The sequence below is a fragment of the Ramlibacter henchirensis genome (assembly GCF_004682015.1).
Lineage (GTDB): Bacteria > Pseudomonadota > Gammaproteobacteria > Burkholderiales > Burkholderiaceae_C > Ramlibacter > Ramlibacter henchirensis.
Map to the genome: position 1 here is coordinate 183,733 of NZ_SMLM01000001.1, position 25,826 is coordinate 209,558.

The 25,826-nt window shown below is 69.3% G+C and carries 21 protein-coding genes; 20 read left to right on the forward strand and 1 reads right to left on the reverse strand.

Going from position 1 to position 25,826, the window contains the following annotated elements; genetic code table 11:
• The first annotated feature begins 3 nt into the window (after nucleotides 1-3).
• Complete coding sequence (locus EZ313_RS00935) at nucleotides 4-1,554, forward strand: FAD-dependent monooxygenase (RefSeq protein ID WP_135261354.1); 1,551 nt, start codon at nucleotides 4-6, stop codon at nucleotides 1,552-1,554.
• Here the strand turns inward: EZ313_RS00935 and EZ313_RS00940 are convergent.
• Nucleotides 1,541-3,283 carry a sensor domain-containing diguanylate cyclase gene (locus EZ313_RS00940; RefSeq protein ID WP_135261355.1) on the reverse strand — a complete coding sequence of 581 codons (1,743 nt, stop codon included), beginning with the start codon at nucleotides 3,281-3,283 and terminating at the stop codon, nucleotides 1,541-1,543. The genes EZ313_RS00935 and EZ313_RS00940 overlap by 14 nt on opposite strands.
• 35 nt (nucleotides 3,284-3,318) lie before the next feature.
• On the opposite strand from EZ313_RS00940, the gene EZ313_RS00945 reads away from it, so the two are divergent.
• The 19 genes from EZ313_RS00945 to EZ313_RS01035 all read left to right on the forward strand — a co-directional run bounded on the left by EZ313_RS00945 (nucleotide 3,319) and on the right by EZ313_RS01035 (nucleotide 25,815).
• Nucleotides 3,319-4,500 (forward strand): class I SAM-dependent rRNA methyltransferase, encoded by a 1,182-nt coding sequence (locus EZ313_RS00945; protein ID WP_135261356.1) that lies wholly within the window; start codon nucleotides 3,319-3,321, stop codon nucleotides 4,498-4,500.
• Nucleotides 4,501-4,574: 74 nt separating this feature from the next.
• Complete coding sequence (locus EZ313_RS00950; protein ID WP_135261357.1) at nucleotides 4,575-5,633, forward strand: CobW family GTP-binding protein; 1,059 nt, start codon at nucleotides 4,575-4,577, stop codon at nucleotides 5,631-5,633.
• A gap of 329 nt (nucleotides 5,634-5,962) precedes the next feature.
• Nucleotides 5,963-6,967 carry an RNA polymerase-binding protein DksA gene (gene dksA, locus EZ313_RS00955; protein ID WP_135261358.1) on the forward strand — a complete coding sequence of 335 codons (1,005 nt, stop codon included), beginning with the start codon at nucleotides 5,963-5,965 and terminating at the stop codon, nucleotides 6,965-6,967.
• Nucleotides 6,968-7,009: 42 nt separating this feature from the next.
• Nucleotides 7,010-8,905 carry an STAS domain-containing protein gene (locus EZ313_RS00960; protein ID WP_135261359.1) on the forward strand — a complete coding sequence of 632 codons (1,896 nt, stop codon included), beginning with the start codon at nucleotides 7,010-7,012 and terminating at the stop codon, nucleotides 8,903-8,905.
• Between the two features lie 43 nt (nucleotides 8,906-8,948).
• Nucleotides 8,949-9,500, forward strand: coding sequence for an ATP-dependent protease subunit HslV (hslV, locus tag EZ313_RS00965; RefSeq protein ID WP_135261360.1), 552 nt, complete (start codon nucleotides 8,949-8,951; stop codon nucleotides 9,498-9,500).
• Nucleotides 9,497-10,798: an ATP-dependent protease ATPase subunit HslU gene (hslU, locus tag EZ313_RS00970; RefSeq protein ID WP_135261361.1), complete on the forward strand. Its 1,302-nt coding sequence runs from the start codon at nucleotides 9,497-9,499 to the stop codon at nucleotides 10,796-10,798. The genes hslV and hslU overlap by 4 nt, the downstream gene beginning before the upstream one ends.
• Before the next feature lie 243 nt (nucleotides 10,799-11,041).
• Nucleotides 11,042-11,470, forward strand: coding sequence for a division/cell wall cluster transcriptional repressor MraZ (mraZ, locus tag EZ313_RS00975; RefSeq protein ID WP_135263514.1), 429 nt, complete (start codon nucleotides 11,042-11,044; stop codon nucleotides 11,468-11,470).
• 9 nt (nucleotides 11,471-11,479) lie between these two features.
• Nucleotides 11,480-12,391, forward strand: coding sequence for a 16S rRNA (cytosine(1402)-N(4))-methyltransferase RsmH (gene rsmH / locus EZ313_RS00980; RefSeq protein WP_135261362.1), 912 nt, complete (start codon nucleotides 11,480-11,482; stop codon nucleotides 12,389-12,391).
• Nucleotides 12,388-12,666, forward strand: a complete 279-nt coding sequence (gene ftsL, locus EZ313_RS00985; RefSeq protein WP_135261363.1) for a cell division protein FtsL — start codon at nucleotides 12,388-12,390, stop codon at nucleotides 12,664-12,666. The genes rsmH and ftsL overlap by 4 nt, the downstream gene beginning before the upstream one ends.
• Entirely contained in the window at nucleotides 12,663-14,396 is a 1,734-nt protein-coding gene (locus EZ313_RS00990) for a peptidoglycan D,D-transpeptidase FtsI family protein (RefSeq protein WP_135261364.1), read from the forward strand. Before ftsL ends, EZ313_RS00990 begins: the two co-directional genes overlap by 4 nt.
• Nucleotides 14,396-15,871: a UDP-N-acetylmuramoyl-L-alanyl-D-glutamate--2,6-diaminopimelate ligase gene (locus EZ313_RS00995; protein ID WP_135261365.1), complete on the forward strand. Its 1,476-nt coding sequence runs from the start codon at nucleotides 14,396-14,398 to the stop codon at nucleotides 15,869-15,871. Before EZ313_RS00990 ends, EZ313_RS00995 begins: the two co-directional genes overlap by 1 nt.
• Nucleotides 15,872-15,873: 2 nt before the next feature.
• Nucleotides 15,874-17,256, forward strand: coding sequence for a UDP-N-acetylmuramoyl-tripeptide--D-alanyl-D-alanine ligase (locus EZ313_RS01000; protein ID WP_135263516.1), 1,383 nt, complete (start codon nucleotides 15,874-15,876; stop codon nucleotides 17,254-17,256).
• A complete protein-coding gene (gene mraY / locus EZ313_RS01005; RefSeq protein WP_135261366.1) occupies nucleotides 17,246-18,424 on the forward strand; it encodes a phospho-N-acetylmuramoyl-pentapeptide-transferase in 1,179 nt (392 codons plus the stop codon). Before EZ313_RS01000 ends, mraY begins: the two co-directional genes overlap by 11 nt.
• 71 nt (nucleotides 18,425-18,495) lie before the next feature.
• Nucleotides 18,496-20,088: a UDP-N-acetylmuramoyl-L-alanine--D-glutamate ligase gene (gene murD, locus EZ313_RS01010; protein ID WP_135263515.1), complete on the forward strand. Its 1,593-nt coding sequence runs from the start codon at nucleotides 18,496-18,498 to the stop codon at nucleotides 20,086-20,088.
• The gene (ftsW, locus tag EZ313_RS01015; RefSeq protein WP_135261367.1) at nucleotides 20,085-21,305 is read left to right on the forward strand and encodes a putative lipid II flippase FtsW; all 1,221 of its coding nucleotides are present in this window, start codon (nucleotides 20,085-20,087) and stop codon (nucleotides 21,303-21,305) included. The genes murD and ftsW overlap by 4 nt, the downstream gene beginning before the upstream one ends.
• Before the next feature lie 113 nt (nucleotides 21,306-21,418).
• Nucleotides 21,419-22,462, forward strand: coding sequence for an undecaprenyldiphospho-muramoylpentapeptide beta-N-acetylglucosaminyltransferase (murG, locus tag EZ313_RS01020; RefSeq protein ID WP_240788603.1), 1,044 nt, complete (start codon nucleotides 21,419-21,421; stop codon nucleotides 22,460-22,462).
• Nucleotides 22,459-23,871: a UDP-N-acetylmuramate--L-alanine ligase gene (murC, locus tag EZ313_RS01025; protein ID WP_135261368.1), complete on the forward strand. Its 1,413-nt coding sequence runs from the start codon at nucleotides 22,459-22,461 to the stop codon at nucleotides 23,869-23,871. Before murG ends, murC begins: the two co-directional genes overlap by 4 nt.
• 139 nt (nucleotides 23,872-24,010) lie before the next feature.
• Nucleotides 24,011-25,027: a D-alanine--D-alanine ligase gene (locus EZ313_RS01030; protein WP_135261369.1), complete on the forward strand. Its 1,017-nt coding sequence runs from the start codon at nucleotides 24,011-24,013 to the stop codon at nucleotides 25,025-25,027.
• On the forward strand, nucleotides 25,024-25,815 hold the full coding sequence (locus EZ313_RS01035; protein ID WP_135261370.1) for a cell division protein FtsQ/DivIB: 792 nt from the start codon (nucleotides 25,024-25,026) through the stop codon (nucleotides 25,813-25,815). The genes EZ313_RS01030 and EZ313_RS01035 overlap by 4 nt, the downstream gene beginning before the upstream one ends.
• Nucleotides 25,816-25,826 lie beyond the last annotated feature (11 nt).

A 25,826-nucleotide genomic window follows, 5' to 3' on the forward strand; every position in this document is an offset into this window, starting at 1 on the left:
AAAATGGACAACGACCCTCGGCCGGCGGGCGACCTGCCCGTCCTGATCGTCGGCGCCGGGCCCACCGGACTGGTGCTGGCGCTTTGGCTCACGCACCTGGGCATCCGCGTGCGCATCGTCGAACAGCTGGCGGAGCCGGGCACCACCTCGCGCGCCCTGGCGGTGCAGGCGCGCACACTGGAGTTCTACGACCAGATCGGCATCGCGGGCGAGGTGATCGACGGCGGCGTGCAGGTCGGCAACGTCAACATCTGGGCCCATGGCCGGCGCGCCGCCCGCATGCCGCTGCGGCGCATCGGCGAAGGGCGCAGCCCGCATCCGTTCGCGCTCATCTTCCCGCAGGACGCGCACGAGCGGCTGCTGATCGCGCAGCTGGAGGCGCACGGCGTGCGGGTCGAGCGGCGCGTGTCGCTGCTGCACTTCGAGCAGCACGAGCGCGGCGTGCGCGCGACGCTGGGGCGTCCGGACGGCTCGCGCGAGACTTGCGAAGCGTCCTACCTGGCGGGCTGCGACGGCGCGTCGTCGACGGTGCGGCAGGTGCTGGGCATCGACTTTCCCGGCGGCACGTACACCGGCCTGTTCTACGTCGCCGACGTGCAGGCGGCCGGGCCGCCGGTCAACGATGAAATCCACGTCGACCTGGAGGACGCCGAATTCCTGCTGGTCTTCCCCTTGAAGGCAAGGGGCCACGCGCGGCTGGTGGGCATGGTGCACGAGGTCCCGGGACCGGACCGTGGTCCGCTCACCTTCGAAGACGTGCGGGGCAAGGCGCTGGAGCAGATGCGGCTCCAGGTCGAGCAAGTGAACTGGTTTTCCACCTACCGCGTCCACCACCGCGTCGCGCAGCGTTTGCGTGACCGGCGCGCGTTCCTGCTCGGCGACGCCGCGCACATCCACAGCCCGGTGGGCGGCCAGGGGATGAACACGGGCATCGGGGACGCGATCAACCTGGCCTGGAAGCTCGCCGCCGTCGTCAAGGGCGAGGCTTCGCCCGCGCTGCTCGACACCTTCGAGCCGGAGCGGATCGCCTTCGCGCGCCGGCTGGTCGCGACCACGGACCGGGCTTTCACGGCGGTGAGTGCGCGCGGTCCGGTGGCGCGCATCGTCCGCACGCGGCTCTTCCCGCTGGTGGTGCCTTTGATGCCGCGCCTGGCGGTGACGCGCCGGTTGCTGTTCGCGACCGTGTCGCAGACCGCGATCGAGTACCGCGGCAGCGCCTTGAGCGAGGGCGTGGCGGGCAGGGTGCACGGCGGCGATCGGCTGCCGTGGGTGCAGGTCGCGGCAGCGGAGGACAACTTCGCCGCGCTGCGTTCGCTGCGCTGGCAGGTGCACGTTTACGGAGAGGCGCGGCGGGAGTTGGAGCAGGCCTGCACGGACCTCGGCCTGGCAACCCACATCTTCGCGTGGCAGCCCGTCATGGGGCGCGTAGGGCTGCGGCGCGGGGCCGCTTACCTGGTCAGACCCGATGGCTACGTAGCCCTGGCCGATCCGCAGGCCGACCCGCAGGCGCTGCGGCGCTTCCTCCGGGCCAAGGCCGGCTTCAGCGCAGCGTGAACACCGCCCGGCGGCTCTGCGCCGGCACGCCGGCCAGCACCGCTTCCAGCCGGTCCACCAGGCTCTTCGCGTCCCCTTCGGAGGGCACGATGCTCTGGGCGACCCGCACCTGCGCCACCCATTCGAGCGGCTTGCCCTTGAATGGCATCAGGCAACGCGCCACCACTTTGGGGCCGGTGCCGGTCGCCTGCTCGGGGCTGAGCGGTCCTTCCACGATCATGCCGAAGCGGTGTTCGGAGAGCCGCGCGACGCTGTCGATGTCGCGTGCCACCGAGAGCAGCCGCCCTGCGACCTGCAGCGGCATCTCCTCGGCCGAGCGGCGGTCGAAGTCGCGCCGGAGCTGCTCGATGTTGGCGATGTCGACCAGCAGCACCACGCCCTGCTGCTTCAGGCGTTCGCAGCGGTCGACCAGCCGCGACAAGCGTTCGCGGAACACCTGCCCGTTGATCAGGCCGGTCGCCGGATCCGTGCGCTCGAGTGCGTGCAGGCGGCGCCAGTTCTCGCGACGGTCCTGGCTGCGCACGATCAGCACGGCCAGCAGCAGCGGCAGCTCCATCGCGATGGCGATCTGCATCGCATGCGTGGTCCAGAAGCCCACCGGCAGCAGGCCGGCCGAACGGGCCATCGGGAACATGGAGCCGATGGCCACCGGCGCCAGGCCGACCAGCAGCCAGACTGCGTGGCGATCCCCCAGCCGCGCCGCCCACAACAGGACTCCGATCCCGACCACCGTGCCCATCACCACGGCCATGACCATGATCTGGAAGCGCCAGGAGGGTTCGACCGCCATGAGCACGAGGGCGGCCAGCACGGTGGTTCCGGCCTGGGCCAGCAGCGCGCGATTCAGTCGCGGCGAGCGCTGCGCGACGGACACCGCCGCCGCAAAGAAACAGAGCAGGGCGGCCATGCCCAGCATGGGCAGCACCATCACCGAGACGTCGTTCCACCACGGCAGCCGCGGCCAGAGGTGCAGCCCCGCGATCCCGGTGATGGACGCCTGCGTGAGCGCCAGCATCACCACCGCCAGCGCATACAGGCCGAAGGCCGCGTCGCGCAGCGCCACGGCCACCACCCCGCCCACCAGCACCGAGAGTCCGGCGAGCCCGAAATACAGGCCCAGCACCAGCGCCGTGCGCTGCTCCTGCCGGATCAACTGGCGCTCGCTGGTGAAGTGCAGCGGCGCGCTGAAGCTCTGGCCGTTCTGGACGTGAAGGTAGAACTGCTGCGGCTGGCCGGGTGAGAGCATCAGGGGCAGCATCGGATGCCGGTGCGGCAGCGGCCACTCCGCCACGGGCAGCGCGTCACCGGCCGACAGCGACGACCACTGGCCGAGGCGATCCTGCGTGTACAGCGTGACCCGGTTCACCGCCGGATAGGGGATCTCCAGGTACCACCGTTCGCTGTCGTCCAGCTCCGCGAGCGTGAAGCGGATCCAGAGCGACTGGCCGCTGCGCAGCGGGTAGATGGTTCCGGCTTGGGTGGACGACCAGGCGATCCCCGCATCGCGCGCAACGGCGTCGACCCCGGACCTGCCCGTCACATCGAGCCAGGCGTGGCCGGCCGCGTCGAGCGACTGCTGGCCGGCGGCCCCATCGAGCGTGACGACCGCGCCTTCCGCCCAGGCCGGCCGCGGCACGCCCGCCAGCAGCAGCGCCAGCGCAAACGCCGCGAGGGCGGCGACACCCAGCCACCTGGAAAACGCCGTCCGGCAAGTTCCTAGGTCATCCATTCGGCTGATTTTGCGCCGGTTGGACAATCGGCCCCGTGAAATCCATCCGACTTCGGCCCGGCAAGGAGCGTTCGTTGTTGCGGCGCCATCCCTGGGTCTTCGAATCGGCCATCGGCAAGGGCAGCGCCGACGCCGGCGAGACCGTGCGCATCGAGGCCCACGACGGCAGCTTCCTGGCCTGGGCGGCGTTCAGCCCCGCTTCCCGCATCCGCGCGCGCTGCTGGAGCTTCGAGGCAGGCCAGCGCATCGATCCGTCGTTCTTCGAGGCCTCCATCACGGCGGCGGTGAAGGCGCGCGAGCGCTTCTTCGTCGACAGCGACGGCGTGCGCCTGGTGCATGGGGAATCCGACGGCCTGCCGGGCCTGATCGTCGACCGGTACGGCGACACGCTGGTGGCGCAATTCCTCTCGGCCGGCGCACAGCGCTGGAAAGGAGTCCTGGCCGACGCGCTGCTGCGCGCGACCGGCCTGTCGCGCCTTTACGAACGTTCGGACACCAGCTCGCGCGCGCTCGAAGGGCTGCCCATGGAGGCGGGCTGGCTGCGTGGCGAGGGGCCGACCGATCTGGTGCTGCGTGAGCACGGCTGGCGCCTGGGCCTGGACATCGCCACCGGACACAAGACCGGCTACTACCTGGACCAGCGGGACAGCCGCCGGCTGTTCAGTGAGCACACCCGCCGCTTGGGGCTGCAAAGCGTGCTCAACTGCTACTGTTACACCGGCGGCTTCACGGTTGCCGCCCTGGCCGGCGGCGCGGCGCAGGTGACGTCGATCGATTCGTCGGGGCCCGCCCTGGAGCGCGCCCGCGCCAACCTGGCGCTGAACGGCTTTGACACCGCGCAAGCGGAGTTCCTCGATGCCGACGCCAACGCGAGCCTGCGCCGCCTCGGCGAGCAAGGGCGCCGGTTCGACGCCATCGTGCTGGACCCGCCCAAGCTGGCGCCGACGGTGGCGCATGCCGAGCGAGCCGCGCGGGCCTACAAGGACATCAACCGGCTGGCGTTGAAGCTGCTGGAGCCGGGCGGCGTGCTCTTCACCTACTCGTGCTCGGGGGGCATCAGCGCCGACCTGTTCCACAAGATCGTGGCCTCCGCGGCCATCGACGCCGGGGTCGACGGCTATGTCACGCAGCGACTGGGCGGCGCGCCCGATCATCCGATGACGCTGGTCTTCCCCGAGGGCGAATACCTCAAGGGGCTGGTGATCGTGCGCAGATGAGCCAGCGTCCCCGACGCTCGGCACGGCGGGCCGATGCCCGCTAAACTCCCGCCTCCCCGCGAAAGAGCCATGCCATGAGCCTCATCCCCGCCACCATCCTCACCGGCTTCCTCGGGTCCGGAAAAACCACGTTGCTCAAGCGCGTTCTCAACGAGGCGCACGGCCAGAAGATCGCCGTGATCGAGAACGAATTCGGCGAGGAGAACATCGACGGCGACATCCTCGTCACCGAGACCAAGGAGCAGATCATCCAGATGAGCAACGGCTGCATCTGCTGCACCATCCGCGAGGACCTGCGCTCCACGCTGCAGCTGCTGGCGGCCAAGAAGCGCAAGGGCCTGCTGGACTTCGACCGGGTGGTGATCGAGACCACCGGCCTGGCCGATCCCGGCCCGGTCGCCCAGACCTTCTTCATGGACGACGAGATCGCCGAGACCTACCTGCTGGACTCCATCCTGACGCTGGTGGACGCCAAGCATGCGGCCCAGCAGCTCAACGACCGGCAGGAGGCGCGGCGCCAGGTCGGGTTCGCCGACCAGATCTTCATCAGCAAGACCGACCTGGTGGCCAAGGACGAGACCGAGGCGCTGATGCACCGCCTCAAGCACATGAACCCGCGCGCGCCGCAGAAGCCGGTGCACTTCGGCGACGTGACGATCAAGGAGGTGTTCGACCTGCGCGGCTTCAACCTGAACGCGAAACTGGACATCGACCCGGACTTCCTGAAGGACGACGCGCACGACCACGACGACCACGACCATGACCACGAGCATGGCGAGCACTGCGACCACCCCTCGCACGCGCACGAGGGCCACGGGCATCACCACCACGTGGACGACGACGTCAAGAGCTTCGTGTTCAAGTCGGAGCGGCCGTTCGACCCGGCCAGGCTGGAGGACTTCCTCGGCGCGATCGTGAACATCTACGGCCCGCGCATGCTGCGCTACAAGGGCGTGCTGAACATGAGCGGCACCGACCGCAAGGTGATCTTCCAGGGCGTGCACCAGTTGATGGGCAGCGACCTGGGGCCGAACTGGGCCGAGGGCGAGCAGCGTATGAGCAAGATGGTGTTCATCGGCATCGACCTGCCGCGCGACATCTTCCTGCAGGGACTGGAGCAATGTCTGGCGTGAGGCCTGTTCGGAAGTTCTCGGCCCGCGGCGGATTCGATGCTTCGGCGCTGATTTCCCGCGGAAAGGGGCTGCGCTTGAGTTAGGCTCGCGCGTCCACGAAGGGAGGAGCCGGCCACATGATTGTCTCGCTTTTGCAAATGATGGGGTTTCCCCTTGGAGGGCCTGTGTCCTCGGGGGAACACCCCGGCCACGCAGGCGCGCAAAAGCCGAATTCCCGCAGAGGCGTGCCCGACAATCAGGGTATAACTCGCACCGATGAAGGCCACCCCAGAGAAACGACGCTTGCCGGGAGTCCGCATCCCCGAGCCGGCGCTGCGAGGAGACAGGACGTGAAGCCCCAGCCCAAGGCGCCGGCGAAGACCGCAAAGACGGCCCCGAAGGCCAAGGCCAAGAGCCCGGCCAAGACCGCCAAGCCGGCCGCCAAGGCCCCCGCGAAGAAGGCCCCCGCCAAGAAGGTTGCACCGGCCGCGAAGGCCAAGACCCCCGCCAAGGCCCCGATCAAGACGGTAGCCGCCAAGAAGGCGGCGCCCGCGAAAGCCGCGCCCAAGACGGCGGCTCCCGCAAAGAAAGCGGCGGCGCCCGCCAAGGCGCCCGCAAAGAAAACCACGACCGCCGTCCCCAAGGCCGCCGCCCCTGCCGCTGCCCACGGGGCGAACGCCCGACCAACCCCCGTAGCTCCCGCGCCGGCGCCCGTCTCGGCGATGCCGCCGCGGCCCCCGGCCCAGGCCACGCCGCCGCGTGCGGCCAAGCCGTCCGCGCGCCTGGCGCAGATCACCGTGCCCTCGATGGCGCAATCGGTCGCGTCCACCGCCGCCAAGGCGAGCTACATCCAGACGACTGCTCCATCCGTGCTGACACCTCCTCCCCTCGTCAACGTCAAGAAAGACCCGAAGCTCGCCAACAACTGGAAAACCAAGCCGGCCGAGGAACTGACCGACGCCGAGGTGATGGCGATGCCCGATTCGGAGTACATGAACGACAAGCAGATGGCGTTCTTCCGCCGCAAGCTTGTCCAGCTCAAGCAGGACATCCTGAACAACGCGGGTGAGACCACCGAACACCTGCGCGAGGACACGGTCATCGTCCCCGACCCGGCGGACCGCGCCACCATCGAGGAAGAACACGCCCTGGAGCTGCGCACGCGCGACCGCGAACGCAAGCTGCTCAAGAAGATCGAGCAGTCCATCGCGCGCATCGATGCCGGCGACTACGGCTACTGCGACGAGACCGGCGAGCCGATCGGCGTCGGCCGCCTGCTGGCGCGCCCGACCGCCACGCTGTCGCTGGAGGCGCAGCAGCGGCGCGAGCTGAAACAGAAGATGTTCGGCGACTGACGCCGCTCCTTCGCGCCGCTGCAGTACCGAGCCCCGCAGACCATGCCCAAGGACGAGAGCTCCGGAATCCTTTCCAAGGTCGTCAAGTTCGTCCGCAACCCGGCATCGAGCTGGTCGGAGGGCGCGCCCGATTCCGAGCAGGAGAGCAACTACTCCAAGCAGATGCTCAAGGAGATGATCGAGCGCAAGCGGCGCAACGACTTCGTCCGCAAGCGCGAGTTCGACATGCTCCGCAAGATGCGCCGCAGCGAGGTGATGGCGGGCCAGGACCCGGCGGCGCGCCCCTCGTTCTTCCAGAGCTCTATGCCGTCCAAGCCGGACGACCGCGCCAGCACGCTCAAGAAGATCGACGAGATCGAGGCGCAGATGTCCATGCAGTGGTGGAAGACCAAGCATGGCGCCGAGGCCGTGCGCACCGGCAGCAGCGCCTTTCCCACCTCCAGCGTGCCGCCCGAGTCCAGTCGCGCCCCGGTCGCAACGGAGCACGGCGGCGTGCCGCGCCCGCAACCTGCGCCCGTGCGGCCGGCGGCGGCACCTGCAGCGCTCAACCACTTCCAGCAGCGCACCGAACCGATGCCACTGGCGACGCCGGCCCCCGCGCAGCCGAAGGCCGCGCCGCCGGTCCTCGACGCGCTCGAGTGGGATGTTCCGGCTGCCGCGCCCCCCGCCGCGCGTGCACCTTCAGTGGTCCCCGCCGCTGCGGTGCGTGCGCCCGTCAAGCCACCCGCGCCGGCGGCCGCTCGGCCCGTCGCGGCTCCGGGAACCGGCGCGCCCGCCGAATCCGTCCCACCCAGTGGCGGCTTCTCGTCCTCCAAGCTGGCCGCGGTCGACGTCGAGGAATTCGCGCACGACCCCGAACTGGAAGAAGCCGCCATCCGCTTCGCCAACGGCGATGACGCCGGAGCCGAAGCCGGCCTGATGGAAGTGCTGCGCCCGGGCGGCTCGCGCATCGACCACGACGAGACGTGGCTGACGCTGTTCGACCTGTACCGCGCCACCGGGCAGCAGGATCGCTTCGAGAGCGTGGCCATCGAATTCGCCGGCCGCTTCGGCCGCTCGGCGCCGCAGTGGATCTCGCTGCCCGAGGCGGTGGGCAGGATGGGCGCCGCCGCGTCGCCCGCCAGTGGCGGCGCCTTCTCGGCGGACTGGACCTGCCCCTCGAGCCTGGGCACGCAGACCTTGGCCGCGCTCAACGCCGCGCTGGCCCGCTTCCCGCAGCCGTGGCGGCTGTCGTGGACCAAGCTGGTGACGATCGAAGAGCCGGCGCTCGAAGGCCTCACGCGCCTGTTCACGCAGTGGGCGACGCAACCGGTGCAGCTGCGCTTCATCGGCGCGGAAAATCTCGAGAACCTGCTGCGCGCCGCCACGCCGTCGGGCGACAAGGGCGTGAATCCCGCCTGGTGGCGCCTGCGCATGGAGGTGCTGCGCGTCATGCACCGGCCCGACGAGTTCGAGCTGGTCGCGCTGGACTACTGCGTGACCTACGAGGTCTCTCCGCCCTCGTGGGAGAGCGCGCGATGCGACTACAAGCCGCTGCAGGCCGATGGCAGCGCGGTGGCGGGCCACACCATCATCGGCGAGGCGTTCCGCGACTCGCTGAGCTCCAACATCGGCTTCGGCGACACGCAGGCGGCCGGGCTCTCGTCGCAGATGGCGCAGGTGGCGACGGTGGAACTCGCTGGGCAGATCCTCGGCGATGCCAAGGACGCCATCGACATGCTCGACAGCAAGCTGGTCGGCGCCGACATCATGGTGATCTCGTGTGCGCGCCTCATCCGCATCGACTTCACCGCGGCCGGCACGCTGCTCAACTGGGTGAGCGCGCGGCAGCACGAGGGCCGGCAGGTCCAGTTCGTCGAAGTGCACCGCCTCGTCGCCGCGTTCTACAACGTCATCGGCATCAGCGAGCACTCGCGCGTCATCGCCCGGCGCGACTGAACGTCCCGCTTGCATTCGGGTGCAGCGGCCCCATTTGCCGCCGATGGAACAATTTCACGGCACGACCATCGTCAGCGTGCGGCGCAAGATGCCGGACGGCCGCTGGCAGGTGGCGATCGGGGGCGATGGCCAGGTGACCCTGGGCAACGTCGTCGTCAAGGGCTCGGCCCGCAAGGTGCGCAGGCTCTACCACGACAAGGTGCTCGCCGGATTCGCCGGCGCCACGGCCGACGCCTTCACGCTGTTCGAGCGTTTCGAAGGCAAGCTGGAAAAGCACCAGGGCCACCTGGTGCGCTCGGCGATCGAACTCACCAAGGACTGGCGCACCGACCGCGTGCTGCGCCGGCTGGAAGCGATGCTGGCGGTGGCCGACCGAGAGTCGTCCCTGATCATCACCGGCAACGGCGACGTGCTCGAGCCGGAGCAGGGGATCATCGCCATCGGCTCGGGCGGCTCGTATGCGCAGGCCGCGGCGCGCGCTCTGCTGGAGAACACCGACTTTGGCGCTCGCGACATCGTCAAGAAGTCGCTCGAAATCGCGGGCGAGCTGTGCATCTACACGAACATGAACCACACGATCGAGGTGCTCGAGTGAGCAGCATGACGCCCCAGGAGATCGTGTCCGAGCTGGACCGCCACATCGTCGGGCAGGCCGAGGCGAAGCGGGCCGTGGCCATCGCGTTGCGCAACCGCTGGCGCCGCCAGCAGGTCGACGAGAAGCTCCGCCCGGAGATCACGCCCAAGAACATCCTCATGATTGGCCCCACCGGCGTGGGCAAGACCGAGATCGCGCGGCGCCTGGCCAGGCTGGCCGATGCGCCCTTCATCAAAGTCGAAGCGACGAAGTTCACCGAGGTCGGCTACGTCGGCAAGGACGTGGACTCGATCGTGCGCGACCTGGCCGAGATCGCCGTCAAGCAGACGCGCGTGGCCGAGATGCGAAAGGTGCGCACCCGCGCGGAGGACGCGGCCGAGGACCGGGTGCTGGACGTGCTGATCCCCGGTGTCTCCGCCGACAGCGCGGCGCGCCAGTCGTTCCGCAAGAAGCTGCGCGAGAACCAGCTGGACGACAAGGAGATCGAGATCGACGTCGCCGAGGCGCGGCCGCAGCTCGAAGTGATGGGCCCTGCCGGCATGGAGGAGATGACCGAGCAGCTGCGCGGCCTGTTCTCGCAATTCGGCGGGCAGCGGCGCAAGACGCGCAAGCTGAAGATCGCCGAAGCGATGAAGCTGCTGGTGGAAGAGGAGTCCGCGCGGTTGGTCAACGAGGACGAGATCAAGGCCCAGGCGATCCACAACGCCGAGCAGAACGGCATCGTGTTCATCGACGAGATCGACAAGGTGGCTTCACGCAGTGAGCACGCCGGCGCCGATGTCTCCCGCCAAGGCGTGCAGCGCGACCTGCTGCCGCTGGTGGAGGGCACGACCGTCTCCACCAAATACGGGCCCGTGCGCACCGACCACATCCTGTTCATCGCGAGCGGCGCGTTTCATCTCTCCAAGCCCAGCGACCTGATCCCCGAGCTGCAAGGCCGGCTGCCGATCCGCGTCGAGCTGCAGTCGCTCTCGGTGCAGGACTTCGAAGCCATCCTCACCAGCACGCACGCTTCGCTCGTCAAGCAGTACCAGGCGCTGCTCGCCACCGAAGGCGTGCAGCTCGCCTTCACGCCCGAAGGCATCACGCGGCTGGCGAACATCGCCTACGACGTCAACGAGCGCACCGAGAACATCGGCGCGCGGCGGCTCGCGACGGTGATGGAGCGCCTGCTGGATGAGGTGAGCTTCGAGGCAGCGCGCCTGGGCGGGCAAACCGTGAACATCGACGCTGCGTATGTCGATGCACGGCTGGGCGAGCTCAGCCGCAACGAAGATCTCTCGCGGTACATCCTTTGACAAAGCCCGCTGGGCTTCATGTTCCACTTTCAGTCGCACCGCTAAGTCGTTGATTTAGAGCACTTTTGGCTGCCGAAGAGCTGCCAGAATCGCCTCTAAGTCCTTGATTTCATTGGAAATTTCGCACGCGAGAAGTCTTGCACAGCCGAGTTTTCCTGCTACAGTGGAAAAAAGTGCAATTAAGTGGTGAAAGCTGCCTTCGCAGCCCACGTCGCACCGGTTTCCACCAAAGCAGGCTCAGCCGTGTTCCAGGGCGCTTCGTCGGTCAGTCTCGATGCCAAGGGTCGGCTCTCCGTGCCGACCCGGCACCGCGACGTGCTGTCCGCGACTGCCGGCAACCAGCTGACGATCACGAAGCATCCGCATGGGTGCCTGATGATCTTCCCGCGACCCGAGTGGGAACAATTTCGCGCCCGTATCGCAGCGTTACCGATGGACGCGCAGTGGTGGAAGAGAATCTTCCTGGGCAACGCGATGGACGTCGAGCTCGATGGCACCGGACGCGTTCTCGTCTCTCCTGAGCTGCGCGCCGCCGCCGGCATCGAGCGCGAAACCATGCTGCTGGGCATGGGCAACCACTTCGAACTTTGGGACAAGGCCACGTACGAGGCCAAGGAGGCCGAGGCAATGCGCGGCCAGATGCCCGACGTCTTCAAGGACTTCTCTTTCTGATCGCAGGCGGTGGACACCCAATGGCAACACACCACCGTCCTGTTGACCGAAGCGATCGAAGCGCTGATCACCAGGCCGGATGCAACCTACGTCGACGCCACGTTCGGCCGCGGCGGGCATTCGCGCCTGCTGCTCTCGAAGCTGGCGCCGCAGGGGCGCCTCATCGCCTTCGACAAGGACCCGGAAGCCGTGGCCGAAGCGTCACGCATCGCGGACCCGCGCTTTTCCATCCGGCACGAAGCCTTCACGTCGATCGCCGCGCTGCCGCCGGCGAGCGTCGCGGGCGTGCTGCTGGACCTGGGCGTGAGTTCGCCGCAGATCGACAACCCGGCGCGCGGTTTCTCGTTCCGCGCCGACGGGCCGCTGGACATGCGCATGGATCCCACGCGGGGGCAGAGCGTGGCGCAGTGGTTGGCAACGGCCGAGCAGGGCCAGATCGCGGAGGTGATTCGTGACTACGGCGAAGAACGGTTTGCTGTTCAGATTGCAAAGGCGCTTGTCGCTCGCCGACAGGAACGGGGCCCTGTTTCAACCACCGCCGAGCTGGCCCACCTCGTGGCTGGCGCGGTCAAAACCCGCGAGCCGGGCCAGGATCCTGCAACGCGCACATTTCAGGCTCTTCGGATTTTCATCAACGCCGAGCTTGAAGAGCTGCAGGAAGCGCTAGGGGCCGCCTTGGACATCCTGCAACCACAGGGACGGCTCGTGGTGATCAGCTTCCATTCGCTGGAAGACCGCATCGTCAAGCAGTTCATCGCGAAGCATTCGCGCGAGGTGGTCGACCGCCGCGTGCCTTTCGCCGCGCCGCGTGCGATGAAGCTGCGCGCGCTGGATCGCATCAAGCCGTCGGCGCAAGAAGTGGCCGCGAATCCTCGCGCGCGCAGCGCGATCCTGCGGGTTGCCGAGAGGACGCAAGCGTGACCCGCCTCAACCTCGTCCTCCTGCTCGCCGTCCTCCTCAGCGCCATGCACCTGGTGCAGGTGCAGTACGAGTCGCGCCGGCTCTACACGGAGATCGAGCGCGCGCAGGGCGACGCCCGGCGGCTGGAGATCGAGCACGAACGCCTGCAGGTGGAAAAGCGCGCCCAGGCCACGCCGCTGCGTGTCGAGCGCCTGGCCAAGGACCAGCTGCAGATGCGGCCGGCCACGCCGGCCATCACCCAGTACGTCTCGCCGGACGGGAGGGTGCAGCCATGACCCGGAGCGTGCTCTACACCTCCAGCCCGCTGCTGGCGAGCAAGACGCCGGTCTGGCGCAGCAAGTTCATCGTGGCCGGGCTCGCGCTCGGCTTCGCGGTGCTGGCCGGCCGCGCCGCGTGGGTGCAGGTGCTGGGCAACGACTTCTTCCGTCGCCAAGGTGAAGTGCGGTTCGCTCGCACCCTCGAACTGCCGGCAAATCGCGGCCGCATCCTGGATCGCAACGGCCTGCTGCTGGCCACCAGCGTGCCGACGCCCAGCATCTGGGCGATCCCCGAGGACATCGAGCGGGACAAGGTCAAGCTCGCGCAACTGGCGCGCCTGCTGGAGATGACGCCGGCCGAACTCGGGAAGAAGCTGGAAGACGAGGACAAGACGTTCGTCTGGCTCAAGCGCCAGGTCGAGGAATCCGTGGCGCAGCAGGTTTCGGCGCTCGGCCTCAAGGGCATCTACCAGCGCAAGGAATACAAGCGCCAGTACCCCGAGGGCGAGTCCGCCGCGCACGTGGTCGGCTTCACCAACGTGGAGGACCGGGGACAGGAAGGGATGGAACTCGCGTTCCACGACGACCTGGCCGGCCGGCCCGGCTCGCGGCGCGTGATCAAGGACCGCCTCGGCCGCATCGTCGAGGACGTGGGCCAGCAGGTGCCGCCGGTGGACGGCCGCGACCTGCAGCTGTCGATCGACAGCAAGGTGCAGTTCTTCGCCTGGCAGAAGCTGCGCGACGCGGTGGCCGAGCACAAGGCCAAGGCGGGCAGCGTGGTGGTGCTGGACGTGCAGACCGGCGAGGTGCTGGCGCTGGCCAACTACCCGAGCTACTCGCCCGCCAGGCGCCAGAACCTCACCGGCGCCCAGCTTCGCAACCGCGCGCTCACCGACACCTTCGAGCCGGGCTCGACGATGAAGCCCTTCGTCGCGGCGCTGGCGCTGGAAAAAGGCCTGGTGCGCCCCGACACGCCGATCCAGACCGCGCCGGGCCGCATCTCCATCGGCGGATCCACGATCACCGACGCGCACCCGCATGGCGTGCTCACCGTCAGCCAGGTGATCCAGAAGTCGAGCAACGTCGGCACGGTGAAGATGGCCATGCAGATGGCGCCGCGCGACATGTGGGAGCTGTACACGCAGGTCGGCTTCGGCCAGAAGCCGCAGGTGCCTTTCCCCGGTTCCGTGAGCGGCCGGCTGCGTCCCGCCAAGACGTGGAAGCCGATCGAGCAGGCGACCATGAGCTACGGCTACGGCCTGTCCGCCAGCCTGTTCCAGCTGGCGCGTGCCTACAGCGTGTTCGCTCGCGACGGCGAGCTGGTGCCCGTGACGATGCTCAAGGCGCAGGGCCCGGCCGCAGGTTTGCGCGTGCTCGACCCCGGCCACGCGCAGGCGGTGCGCAAGATGCTGCACATGGCCACCGGCCCCGGCGGCACGGCGCCCAAGGCGCAGGCCATGGGCTACTCGGTGGGCGGCAAGACCGGCACCGCGCACAAGCAGGAAGGCCGCGGCTACGCCGACAAGAAGTACCGCGGCTTCTTCGTCGGCATGGCGCCGATCGAGCAGCCTCGCATCGTGGTGGCCGTGATGATCGACGAGCCCAGCGGGGGCAAGTACTTCGGCGGCGACGTCGCCGCGCCGGTGTTCAGCGCCACCGTGCAGCAGACGCTGCGCATGCTGGGCGTGCAGCCCGACATGAACGTCAAGCCGCAGGTCGTGGTCGACGCCGTGGAGGAGTCGTTCTGATGCAGCAGCTGCGCACGCCCGAGGAAGCCGCTCGCTGGCTGCGCGGCCGCGTGCGCGGCTCGCTCAGCTGCGACAGCCGCCGCGTGCGCGCCGGCGACGGCTTCATAGCCTGGCCGGGCGCCGCGACCGACGGCCGCAAGCACGTGGGCTCCGCGCTCGCGAACGGCGCGGCCGCATGCCTGGTCGAGCACGAGGGCGTCGAAGCGTTCGCTTTCCGGGACGAGTCCGTCGCCACCTATGCGCAGCTGAAGGCGGCCACCGGCCCGATCGCCGCCGAGTATTTCAGCCATCCCAGCGGGCAACTGCAGGTGCTGGCCGTGACCGGCACCAACGGCAAGACGTCCACCGCGTGGTGGCTGGCGCAGGCGCTGTCGCAGCTCGAAGGCGATGCCTGGCCGTGCGCGGTGATCGGCACGCTGGGCACGGGCCGTCCGCCGCACCTCGAATCGAGCGGCCTCACCACGCCCGACCCGGTGCTGCTGCAGTCCGAGCTCCGCCGCTTCGCCGACCAGGGCCTGAAGGCCTGCGCGATCGAGGCCTCCTCCATCGGCCTGGTCGAGCGCCGTCTGGACGGCACGCGCATCGCCGTGGCGGTGTTCACCAATTTCACGCAGGACCACCTGGACTACCACGGCACGATGGACTCGTACTGGGCGGCCAAGTCGGAGCTGTTCCGTTGGCCGGGCCTGCGCGCCGCGGTGGTGAACATCGAAGACCTCAAGGGCGCCGAACTGCTGGCCGACATGCAGGGCAGCGGCCTGGACCTGTGGTCCGTCTCCTGCGAGCGCGAGGCCCGCTTGCAAGCGGTCGACATCGGTTACGGCCCCCAGGGGCTGCGCTTCACCGTCGCGGAAGGCGAGGAGCGTCACGGCGTCACGACGGGCCTGATCGGCCAGTTCAATGTCGCCAACCTGCTGGGCGTGATCGCGACGATGCGCACCCTCGGCGTCTCCCTCGCGGACGCGGCGCGCGCCTGCTGTGGACTGATGCCGGTGCCGGGGCGCATGGAGTGCCTGCAGCACCCGGGCCAGCCCCTGGTGGCGGTGGACTACGCGCACACGCCGGACGCGCTGGACAAGGCGCTGCTGGCCCTGCGGCCGCTCGCCGAGCAGCGCCAGGGGCGCCTGTGGTGCGTGTTCGGCTGCGGCGGCGACCGCGATCCGACCAAGCGTCCGGTGATGGCGGCGGTCGCCGAGAAGAATGCCGACCGCGTCGTGGTCACCAGCGACAACCCGCGCAGCGAGAAACCCGAGGTCATCATCAGCCAGATCCTTCTCGGCCTCACGCACCACGCCAGCGTCGAAGTGCAGGCCGACCGCGCGCAGGCCATCGCCGAGACGGTGGCCGCTGCCGCACCCCAGGACGTGGTCCTGCTCGCCGGCAAGGGCCACGAGACGTACCAGGAGGTCGCGGGCGTCAAGCACCCGTTCGACGACCGCGTGCATGCGCGCAAGGCGCTGGAGGCGAGGGCATGAGCATGACGACCCTGTCCCAAGTGGCCCAATGGACCGGCGGCCGCCTGATCGGTGACGGCGACGTGCAGTTCGAGCGGGTGCACTCCGACAGCCGCACCCTGCAGCCCGGCGACCTGTTCGTCGCCATCCGGGGCGAGCGTTTCGACGCCAACGACTTCCTCTCCGAGGCGCGCGCCCAGGGCGCCGTGGCCGCCATCGCGCAGCCCGGCCGACTGCCGGGCGGGCTGCCGGGCGTCGAGGTCGACGACAGCAAGGCGGCGCTCGGCAAGCTCGCGCGCGCATGGCGCCAGCAGTTCCGGCTGCCGCTCGTGGCCGTCACGGGCAGCAACGGCAAGACGACCGTCACGCAGATGGTCGCCTCCATCCTGCGCGCCTGGCAGCCGCAGAACCACCTGGCCACGCAGGGCAACTTCAACAACGACATCGGCCTTCCGCTCACGCTGCTGCGCCTGCGCGCGGAGCACCGCGTCGCGGTGGTGGAGCTCGGGATGAACCACCCGGGCGAGATCGCGTACCTGGCCGATGTCGCGCAACCGACCGTCGCGCTGGTCAACAACGCCCAGCGCGAGCACCAGGAGTTCATGGCCACGGTGGAAGCCGTGGCGCGCGAGAACGCCGCGGTGTTCGATTCGCTCGATCGCACCGGCACCGCCGTGTTCCCGGCGAGCGACGAGTACAGCGCGCTGTGGACACGACTCGCAGGCGGCCGCGCCTGCCTCACTTTCGGCGACGCGGGCAGCGGCGCCGACCTCGTTCTGGCCGGGTCTGAATGGCTTGAGGGCCGGTGGACGGTACGGGCAAAGACGCCCGCCGGCCCGCTGGACTTCCGACTCCATATCGCCGGCCGCCATAACGTGCGCAATGCGCTGGCAGCGGCCGCGTGCGCCCTGGCCGCGGGCGTTCCGCTGCCTTCCATCCAGGCCGGCCTGGCTGCCTTCGAGCCGGTGAAGGGCCGCTCGCGCGCGCAGGCCGTCCAGGTGGGGAGCCGCACGCTCACGCTGGTGGACGACACCTACAACGCCAATCCCGATTCGGTGCGCGCCGCGATCGACGTGCTGGCCGAACTGCCCGGGCCGCGCCTGCTGGTGCTGGGCGACATGGGCGAGGTCGGCGACCAGGGGCCGCAGTTCCATACCGAGGTGGGCCGCTACGCGCGCGAACGCGGCATCGAGCGGCTCTACACGCTGGGCGAGCAATCGACTGCGATGAGCGGCAAGCACTTCGACGACATCGGCGCCCTCAATGCTGCCGTGATCGAAGCGCTGCCGGCCAGCGCCAGCGTGCTGGTCAAGGGCTCGCGCTTCATGAAGATGGAGCGGGTGGTCGAGGCCATCCAGCAGCAGGCACAACAACGACAACGAGGAGACAACGGCGATGCTGCTTAGCCTGGCCGTGTGGCTGCAGGGGCTCAGTCCGGAGTTCGGCTTCCTGCGCGTGTTCCAGTACATCACCTTCCGCGCCGTGATGGCGGCCATGACGGCGCTGCTGATCGGCCTCGTCGCCGGCCCGTGGGTGATCCGCCGCCTGACCGAGCTGAAGATCGGCCAGCCGGTGCGCGACTACGCGATGCAGACGCACCTGTCCAAGAAGGGCACGCCCACCATGGGCGGCGTGCTGGTGCTGATGTCGATCGCGATCGCCACGCTCCTGTGGTTCGACCTGTCGAACCGGTTCGTCTGGATCGTGCTGGTGGTCACGCTGGGCTTCGGGATGATCGGCTGGGCCGACGACTGGCGAAAGGTGGTCAACAAGGACCCGGAAGGCATGCGCTCGCGAGAGAAGTACTTCTGGCAGTCGGTCATCGGCCTGATCGCCGCGCTGTACCTGGTGTTCAGCATCTCGGAGAGCAACAACGTCCGCGTGGTGGAACTGTTCTTCCAGTGGGTGCGCTCCGGCTTCGACGTGAACCTGCCCCCCAAGGCCGGCCTGCTGGTGCCCTTCTTCAAGGAAGTGAGCTATCCGCTGGGCGTGTTCGGCTTCGTGTTCCTCACCTACGTGGTGATCGTGGGGTCCAGCAACGCGGTCAACCTCACCGACGGCCTCGACGGGCTGGCCATCATGCCGGTGGTGATGGTGGGTTCCGCGCTGGGCGTCTTCGCCTACGTCACGGGCAGCGCAATGTATTCGCGCTACCTGTTCTTCCCGCACATCCCCGGCTCCGGCGAGCTGCTGATCTTCTGCGCCGCGATGGCGGGCGCCGGTCTGGCGTTCCTGTGGTTCAACACCCATCCCGCGCAGGTGTTCATGGGCGACGTCGGCGCGCTGGCGCTCGGCGGCGCGCTGGGCACGATCGCCGTGATCGTGCGGCAGGAGATCGTGCTGGCCATCATGGGCGGCGTGTTCGTGGTCGAGGCCCTGTCGGTGATGGCGCAGGTCGCGTACTTCAAGTACACGCGCAGGCGCTTCGGCGAGGGCCGGCGCATCCTGAAGATGGCGCCGCTGCACCACCACTTCGAGAAGAGCGGCTGGACCGAGACCCAGGTCGTGGTGCGCTTCTGGATCATCACCATGCTGCTGTGCCTGGCGGGCCTGACGACGCTGAAGCTGAGGTGATCGTGGCGACCGGATACGACGACCTCCAACCCCCCGACGAGCCGAACGGCGCGCCGTCGGCGGACGAGCCGATGGAGGATTTCGCGCCCGTGCAAGGTTCGGGCGAGCAGGAGCCTGTCGTGCCTCAGGCCGGGCCGCCCGCGGCCCCGCAGCCCTTTCCGGCGTTTCCGGACTCGGTGTTGGTGCTGGGCCTCGGCGAGTCGGGCCTGGCGATGGCCCGCTGGTGCGCGCGCGAGGGCGCGCAGGTCACGGTGGCCGACACGCGCGAGCAGCCGCCGGGGCTGGAGGCGCTGCGCCAGGAATTTCCCGAAGCCCGGTTCGTGTCCGGCGCCTTTTCCGAATCGCTGCTCGACGGCGTCGAGGCCGTGTACCGCAGCCCCGGCCTTTCGCCCGCGCAGGTGGAGCCGCTGGCCGGCGCCCTCGCCGCGCGCGGCATGGCGATGTCCGGCGAGCTGACGCTCTTCATGCGCGGCCTCGCCAGGCTGCGCCACGAGCAAGGCTATGCGCCCGCGGTGCTGGCCGTCACCGGCACCAACGGCAAGACGACCGTGACCTCGCTCACCGGGCAACTGGTCGAGCGCTCCGGCCGCACGGTGGCCGTCGCCGGCAACATCGGCCCGACATTGCTCGACACGCTCGCCGCGAAGACGCAGGCGCAGTCGCTGTCGCAGGCCTGGGTGCTGGAGCTCTCCAGCTTCCAGCTCGAAGGCGTCGAAGGCTTCGAACCCACGGCCGCCGCGGTGCTCAACGTCACCCAGGACCACCTGGACTGGCACGGCAGCATGGACGCGTATGGCGCCGCCAAGGCGCGCATCTTCGGCGCGCGATCGCTGATGGTGCTCAACCGCGAAGATCCGCTGGTGATGCGCATGCTGCCCGCGCCCGTGCGGCTCAAGGGCGGGCGGATGGAACAGCGCGACCACGTCACGTTCGGCGCCGACATGCCGCAGCGCCCGGGCGACTTCGGCATCGAGGTGGTCAACGGCATGGCGTGGCTGGTGCGCGCGCTGGAAGCGGACGAGACGCAGAAGAAGCGCCGCGGCGAGCAAGAGGAACTGCACATCCAGCGCCTGATGCCCGCCGACGCGCTGCGCATCCGCGGCCGCCACAACGCAGTGAACGCGCTCGCGGCGCTGGCCCTGGCCACGGCCGCCGGCGCTCAGCTCGCGCCCATGCTCTACGGCCTGCGGGAATACCGGGGCGAGCCGCACCGGGTCGAATCGGTCGGCGTGCTGAACGATGTCGAGTACTTCGACGACAGCAAGGGCACCAACGTCGGCGCCACGGTGGCCGCGTTGTCGGGCCTCGGCGCGGACCGCAAGCTGGTCGTGATCCTCGGCGGCGACGGCAAGGGCCAGGACTTCTCGCCCCTGGCCGAGCCCGTGGCGCGCTTCGCCCGCGCCGCGGTGTTGATCGGGCGCGATGGCCCGCGCATCCGCGCGGCGCTGGAAAACACCGGCGTGCCGCTGCTGGACGCCGGCTCGATGGAAGACGCTGTGCGCCTGTGCGCCGAGCGCGCCCATGCCGGCGACGCGGTGCTGATGTCGCCCGCCTGCGCCAGCTTCGACATGTTCCGCAACTACCCGCACCGGGCCGAGGTGTTCCGCGCCGCCGTGCAGGCGCTGGCCGACGAAGCCGGCGTGCAGCTGGGAGGTGAGGCATGAACGCGCTGGTGTCGCGCGTGGGCGGCTGGTTCGGCGGCGGTAGCCGCGAAAGGTATCCGGGCCGTGCGGCGCCATCGCGCGTGCAGGCCTTCGACCAGCCGCTGTTCTGGGTCACGGTGGCCCTCCTCGCGTTCGGGCTGGTGATGGTGTATTCGGCCTCGATCGCGCTGCCGGACAACCCGAAGTTCGCGCGCTACGCGCACACGCATTTCCTCGTGCGCCACCTGCTGTCGCTGGTTCTGGGTTTCGTCATCGCGCTGATCGCGTTCCAGGTGCCGGTGGGCACGTGGGAGAAGGCGGCCCCGTGGCTGTTCGTCGCCTCCCTCGCCCTGCTGATCGTGGTGCTCATCCCGCACGTCGGCAAGGGCGTGAACGGCGCGCGCCGCTGGATCAGCCTGGGTGCGATGAGTTTCCAGCCCTCGGAGCTGGCCAAGTTCGCCGTGCTGCTGTACGCCGCCGACTACATGGTCCGCAAGATGGACGTGAAGGAGCGGTTCTTCCGCGCGGTGCTGCCGATGGCCGGCGCGGTCGCGGTTGTCGGCGTGCTGCTGCTGGCCGAACCCGACATGGGCGCCTTCATGGTGATCGCCGTCATCGCCATGGGCATCCTGTTCCTGGGCGGCGTCAACGCCCGCATGTTCTTCCTGATCGCGGCCGTGATCGTGGTGGCGTTCGTGCTCATGATCGCGCTGTCGGAGTGGCGCCGCGAGCGCATCTTCGCGTACCTCGACCCGTTCAGCGAAGCGCACGCGCTCGGCAAGGGCTACCAGCTGTCACATTCGCTGATCGCCATCGGCCGCGGCGAGATCTTCGGTGTGGGCCTCGGCGGCAGCGTGGAGAAGCTGCACTGGCTGCCCGAGGCCCACACCGATTTCCTGCTGGCCGTGATCGGGGAGGAGTTCGGCCTCGTCGGCGTGCTGGCCGTCATCCTCTGCTTCCTCTGGATGACGCGCCGCATCATGCATATCGGACGGCAGGCCGTGGCGCTGGACCGCGTGTTCGCCGGGCTGGTGGCGCAGGGCATCGGCCTGTGGATCGGGTTCCAGGCCTTCATCAACATGGGCGTGAACCTCGGCGCGCTGCCGACCAAGGGCCTGACGCTGCCGCTCATGAGCTATGGCGGTTCCGCGATCCTGATGAACCTGGTCGCGATCGCGGTCGTCCTGCGCATCGACTACGAGAACCGCGTCCTCATGCGGGGAGGGCGCTCCAGATGATCACCGGACTCATGCTGGCCAAGGACGCCGTGCCGCCGCAGGGCGGCGCGGAGCCGAGCCATGGCGAGCCCGCCCCCGCCGCCTCGCAGCGTGAAGGGCGCGTGGCGCTCGTGATGGCTGGCGGAACGGGCGGCCACATCTTCCCGGGACTCGCCGTGGCCGAAGCGCTGCGCGAGCGCGGCTGGCGCGTGCACTGGCTGGGCGCACCCGGCAGCATGGAAAGCCGGCTGGTGCCGCCGCGCGGATTCACGCTGGAGACCATCGACTTCGGCGGCGTGCGCGGCAAAGGGCCGGTCACGCTGGCGCTGCTGCCGCTGCGGCTGCTGCGCGCCTTCTGGCAAAGCATCCGCGTGGTGCGGCGCGTGCGTCCCGACGTGGTGATCGGCCTGGGCGGCTACATCACCTTCCCCGCGGGAATGATGTCCGTGCTGCTGGGCAAGCCGCTGGTGCTGCACGAACAGAACTCGATCGCCGGCATGTCCAACCGCGTGCTGGCCGAAGTGGCCGACCGCGTGTTCACCGCCTTCCCGAAGGTGATGTCCAAGGGCCGCTGGATCGGCAACCCGCTGCGCACAGGTTTCCTGCAGCAGCCCTCGCCCGAAGAGCGCTTTGCCGGCCGCACCGGTCCGCTGAAGGTGCTGGTGGTGGGCGGCAGCCTCGGCGCCAAGGCGCTGAACGAGATCGTGCCCAAGGCGCTCGCGCTCATGCCGCCCGAGCAGCGCCCCTACGTGCTGCACCAGAGCGGCGCAAAACAGATCGACGAACTGCACGCCAACTACGCCGCCGCCGGCGTGCACGCCGAACTCACGCCCTTCATCGAAGACACGGCCGAAGGCTTCGCTGAAGCCGACCTGGTGATCTGCCGTGCCGGCGCGAGCACCGTCACCGAGATCGCGGCCGTCGGCGCCGCGGCGGTGTACGTGCCGTTTCCGCATGCGGTGGACGACCACCAGACCACCAACGCCAGGTTCATCGTCGACGCGGGAGGCGGCTGGCTGATCCAGCAGCGCGACCTCACGCCCGAGGGCCTGGCCCGACTGATCCAAGGCATCGACCGGACCGAACTGCTGCGCAAGGCGCAAGCCGCGCAGAAAGTGGCGCGCACCAGCGCCACGGCCGACATGGTGCAAGCCTGCGAGGAGCTCGCGAAGGCATGAAACACGCCGTCAAACACATCCACTTCGTGGGCCTCGGGGGCGCCGGCATGTCCGGCATCGCCGAAGTGCTGCGCAACCTGGGCTACACGATCTCCGGCTCCGACCTGTCGGACAGCGCCACGCTGCGCCGCCTGCAGGGCCTGGGCATCAAGACCTGCATCGGCCACCAGGCTTCGCACATCGCGGGCGCCGACGCGGTGGTCACGTCCACCGCCGTGCAGGCCGACAACCCCGAGGTGGTCGCCGCGCGCGAGAAGAAGATCCCGGTGGTGCCGCGCGCCATGATGCTGGCCGAGCTGATGCGCCTGAAGCAGGGCATCGCCATCGCCGGCACGCACGGCAAGACGACGACGACCAGCCTCGTGGCCAGCGTGCTCGCCGAAGGGGGCCTGGATCCCACGTTCGTCATCGGCGGCCGCCTGAACAGCGCGGGCGCCAACGCCAAGCTGGGGGCGGGCGACTACATCGTGGTCGAGGCCGACGAATCCGACGCCTCCTTCCTGAACCTGATGCCGGTGATGGCGGTCGTCACCAACATCGACGCCGACCACATGGAGACCTACGGCCAGGACTTCGGCCGGCTGCAGGGCGCCTTCCTCGACTTCCTGCACCGCATGCCGTTCTACGGCACGGCGATCCTCTGCGTCGACGATCCCGCGGTGCGCGCCATCGTGCCGGACGTGCAGTGCCCGATCACCAGCTACGGCGTGAGCGAGGACGCGCAGGTTCGCGCGGTGAACATCCGCGCGGTCGGCGCCCAGATGCATTTCACGGCCCAGCGCCGCAACGGCATCACCTTGCCCGACCTGCCGGTGAAGCTGAACCTCCCGGGCCACCACAACGTGCTCAATGCACTGTCCGCCATCGCAGTAGCGGTGGAGCTGAACGTGCCGGATGCCGCAGTCCAGAAGGCGTTCGCCGAATTCCGCGGCGTCGGCCGGCGCTTCCAGGGCTACGGCGACGTGAAGGTGCCGGCGGCCAACGGCGGCGGGCGCTTCACGGTCATCGAGGACTACGGCCACCACCCGGTGGAGATCGCCGCCACGCTGTCCGCAGCGCGCGGCGCTTTCCCGGGCCGCCGCCTCGTGCTGGCCTTCCAGCCGCACCGCTACACGCGCACGCGCGACTGCTTCGAGGATTTCGTCAAGGTGATGGGCCAGGCCGACGCCGTGCTGCTGGCCGAGGTCTACGCCGCGGGCGAGGCGCCCATCGTCGCGGCCGACGGCCGCTCGCTGGCCCGCGCCGTTCGCGTGGCCGGCAAGGTGGAGCCCCTGTTCGTCGACGAGATCGGCGCGATGCCGCAGGCCATCCTGGACATGGTTCGCGACGGCGACGTCGTGATGTGCATGGGCGCCGGCTCGATCGGCGGCGTGCCGGCGCGGCTGGTGGAAGCAGGGGGGGCTGCATGAAGGCCGCAGGAAATCCGGTACGCAGAAAGCTCGGAAAGAACGCAGAAAGCGCGGAAATCTTCATGGATTCTTCCTCGCTTCTTTTCTGCGTCCTTTCTGCGTTTTCTGCGTACGGCAGTCCGCATGCAAGGGACATCGCATGAGCACCATCGACCCCAAGTCCGTCGGCAAGGTCGCCGTCCTGATGGGCGGCAAGTCGGCCGAGCGCGAGGTGTCGCTCATGTCGGGCGCCGGCGTGCTCAAGGCGCTGCAGTCCAGGGGCGTGAACGCGCATGCGTTCGACCCGGCCCAGCGCGACATCGGCGAGCTCAAGCGCAAGGGCTTCAAGCGCTGCTTCATCGCGCTGCACGGCCGCTTCGGCGAGGACGGCACGGTGCAGGGCGCGCTGGAACTGCTGGGCATCCCCTACACCGGCTCGGGCGTCATGGCCTCCAGCGTGTCCATCGACAAGGTGATGACCAAGCGGATCTGGATCGCCGAAGGCGTCCCGACCCCGCGCTACCAACTGCTGCGCCGCGGCGCTTTCGACCGCGAGAAGGTGCGCGCGATCCCCGACGAACTCGGCCTGCCGCTCATCGTGAAACCGGCCCGCGAGGGGTCGTCCATCGGCGTGGCCAAGGTGCAGGGTTACTCCGAGATCCAGGCCGCGGTGGAAGCGGCCGCCGCGCTGGACAGCGACATCCTGTGCGAGCAGTTCGTGGCCGGCGACGAAGTCACCTGCCCGGTGCTGGGCACGGGCGATTCGGCGCGCGCGCTGCCGGTCATCCGCATCGTGGCGCCCGAGGGCAACTACGACTACCAGAACAAGTACTTCACCGACGACACCAAGTACCTGGTCCCCTGCGGCCTGCCCGAAGGCGAGGAGGCCGCGATCCAGGAACTCGTGGTCAAGGCGTACCGGGTGCTCGGCTGCCGCGGCTGGGGCCGCATCGACGTGATGATCGACGGCGCCACCCGCAAGCCCTACCTGCTGGAGATCAACACCTCGCCCGGCATGACCGGGCACTCGCTGGTGCCGATGTCGGCGCGCGCGGCGGGCATCAGCTACGAAGAGCTGTGCCTGCAGCTGCTGGCGTCGGCGGCGCTCGACCACGAGCGCGTCGAGCGCCGCAAGACGCCCCGCGGCACGGCGAACGGGGAGGGCGCGAGCGCATGAAGAAGAAAAAAGCCGCCCCGCCGCCGCTGGACGTGCGCCTGATGAACAACACCGCCATGGTGCTGTTCGCGGCGTTCGGCGTGCTGCTGCTGGCGGCGCTGTGCTGGTGGGCGGTGCGGCACCCGGCGTTCGCGCTGGGCGGCATCAGCCTGCAGGGCGACGTCACGCACAACAACGTGGCGACGGTGCGCGCCAACGTGGCCCCCCGGCTGCGCGGCAACTTCTTCACCGTCGATCTCGACGCCGCGCGCCGTGCATTCGAGGACGTGCCCTGGGTGCGGCAGGCCATCGTGCGGCGCGAGTTCCCGAACCGGCTGCGCGTGGTGCTGCAGGAGCACGAGGCCGTGGCTTTCTGGGGCGACGAGGGCAGCTCGCGCATGGTCAACAGCCACGGCGAACTGTTCGAAGCGAACGCGGGCGATGTGGAGGCCGATGGCTTGCCGCGGCTGGCGGGGCCGGACGGCCACGCGGCCCAGGTGCTGGCGATGTACCGGGCGATCGCGCCGCTGTTCGAGCCGCTGGAGCTGGCGGCCGAGGAGCTGGTGCTGACCGGGCGCGGCAGCTGGCAGCTGTCGCTGGACACCGGCGCCACCGTCGAACTGGGCCGCGGCGACATCGCCGAAGTGCTGCCGCGCGTGCAGCGCTTCGCGCAGACGCTGACCCAGGTGACGTCGCGCTACGGGCGCCGGCCGGAGGCGCTGGTCTCGGCCGACCTGCGCTACGGCGACGGCTTTGCGATCCGGTTGAGGGGCGTCGGCACGGTGACGGCCGAGTCGAGGAAGGGATAGGGGAACGGGAA